Below are 2,230 nucleotides of genomic sequence, written 5' to 3'. Positions count from 1 at the left end.
GCCGCCGCGGCGACCGGCGTCTCCCACGGCACCGCGCCGTTGTTGACGCCCGGCCCCGGTAACGGCCCCGTCCCCCTGCCTGAGCACCTGCCCGACGGTGCCGCCCCCAGCTCGATCTTCGGCACCGAAGCACACCTGCCGGTCGGCATCAACCCGGCCCACGCCGTCGGCCCCGCGCCCGACGCGCTGCCCGAGGTGCCGACCCCGGTGACCGTGGTGAATCCGGCCGACCCGCCGACACCGTCCGCGACGCCGGTGGGCAACTCGATCAACGTCGCAAACCCGGCACCGGCACCCGCGGCCGCGGCCGCCCCGAACTACGACCCGGCGGCCCCGCCGACGCAGGACTTCATGTACCCGTCGATCAGCAACGGCTGCCTCAAGGACGGCGGCAACGTGATCGCCACCGCGATCTCGGTGGCCGGGCCCGCGAAGATCCCGACGCCCGGACCGGCCGCCGGCCAGACCGCCTACGTTTTCACCGCGGTCGGTACCCCGGCGCCCGCCGCCGAGCAGAAGCTGCCGCTGAACGTCACCTGGGTCAACCTGACCACCGGCAAGTCCGGCAGCGTCACGCTCAAGCCCAATCCCGACATCAACTCCGCAGGCCCGACCACGCTGACCGCGATCGCCGACACCGGTTCGGGCAGCATCATGTCGACGATCTTCGGCCAGGTGACCACCGTGGACAAGCAGTGCACCTTCATGCCGACGATCGGTTCCACAGTCGTGCCCTGAGGCGCGAAACACCGCGTTAGGGTTGGGAATCGGAATCCCAGCCAAAGGTCGGTTCAGACATGGAGACGCTCGACCCCATCGACGCGATGATGCTGACGGGCGAGCTGATTTCCAGCCCGATGCACGTGGCGGTCGTGTTGATCATGAGCCCGCCGAAGGGCGCCAAGAGCGCGAAGTTCGTCGATGAGCTCTACGAGCAGAGCCTGACCGCGCCCGGCCCCGTCGACCCGCGATTGCGCCGGCGCCCGCATCGCGGGGTGGACACCGGCGGCCTGTGGGTGTGGCGCGAGGTCGAAGACCTCGACCTGCGCCACCATGTGCAGCGACGGAAGCTGCCGCGCGGGTCGAGCATCCCGGCGCTGTGGGAGCTGGTGTCCGAACTGCACGCCGAACGGCTCGACCGGTCGGCCCCGCTGTGGATGGCCTATCTGATCGACGGTCTCAAGGGCGGGCGGTTCGCCCTCTACATCAAGATCCATCACATCGTCGTCGACGGTGTCGAGGGCCTGCGGATCATCGACGAATCGCTCAGCGACGACCCCGATCAGCGCGGCATGCCGCCGTTCTACGTCAGCGCCGCGCCGGCCGAGCCCACCGCGCCGCCGACCGGCCGGGGCCCGCTGTCGGCGGTCCGGGAGGTCGCGGGTGCCGCGATGTCGGCGGTCGGTCTGGCCCGCCACGTAGCGTCGGCGGAGCTGGCCAACATCGTCGGCAGCCTGACCACGCCCACGGTGGCGCCGCCGTTCGGGGCGCCGCACACCCGGTTCAACACCAAGCTGGGTCCCCGGCGGGCGTTCGCGGCAACCAGCCTGGACCGCAAGCGAATCCGGGCCATCCAGGACGCGGCCGGGGTCACCGGCAACGACGTGGTGACCGCGCTGGTGGCCGGGGTGTTGCGGGAATGGCTGGCCGAGCAGGACGAACTGCCGCACCAGTCCCTGGTCGCGCTGTGCCCGGTTACGGTGCGCGAGCGGGACGCCGCCGGAAGCGATCGGCACGGCAACCAGTTCGGCCTCGGGTTGTGCCCGCTGGGGACCACCATCGAAGACCCGCTGCAGCGCTTGAGCCTGGTCCACCACGCCATGGCCAACGTCAAGCATCAGGTCGCCGCGCAGGGCCCGGGCGCGATGCTGCTGGTGCTGATGCCGGCCATCGCGCCGACGGTGCTGTTACCGCAGCTGCCGTTCACCTCGTGGGTGCGCCCGAGCTACAACCTGCCGATCTCGAATGTGCCCGGCCCGCGGGGGCAGCGGTACTTCAACGGCGCCAGCGTCGACGCGATCTATCCGGTGTCGGTGGTCTACGACGGCATGGCGCTGAACGTGACGCTGTGTTCCTACGCCGACCGGATCGGCGTCGGCTACATCGCCGACGCCGACGTGATCGCCGACGTCGACGCCCTCATCCCGCTGACGGAGACCGCGCTCACCGAACTCGAGGCCGCCGTCGGGGTGGGATCGCCGCGTTGAGTGAGCGTCCAGGCCGACGATTC

Annotated in this window: 2 protein-coding genes; both read left to right on the top strand. The window is 70.7% G+C overall.

Annotated features, from left to right (window positions below; all coding sequences use genetic code 11):
• On the top strand, window positions 1-738 hold a 738-nt coding region (locus MSZK_RS31130; protein WP_233211618.1), incomplete at its 5' end, for a hypothetical protein.
• 59 nt (window positions 739-797) lie between these two features.
• The gene (locus MSZK_RS31125; protein ID WP_099252363.1) at window positions 798-2,207 is read left to right on the top strand and encodes a wax ester/triacylglycerol synthase family O-acyltransferase; all 1,410 of its coding nucleotides are present in this window, start codon (window positions 798-800) and stop codon (window positions 2,205-2,207) included.
• Window positions 2,208-2,230: the final 23 nt, after the last annotated feature.

It is taken from the genome of Mycobacterium sp. shizuoka-1 (genome assembly GCF_002723835.1).
Lineage (GTDB): Bacteria > Actinomycetota > Actinomycetes > Mycobacteriales > Mycobacteriaceae > Mycobacterium.
Note: the sequence above shows the minus strand (reverse complement) of the source record. Positions and strands in the feature narration are given on the sequence as shown.

Bases quoted from the DNA above. Each gene is read 5' to 3' on its own strand.
- MSZK_RS31125 (WP_099252363.1), top strand. From the start codon at position 798: ATGGAGACGCTCGACCCCATCGACGCGATGATGCTGACGGGCGAGCTG.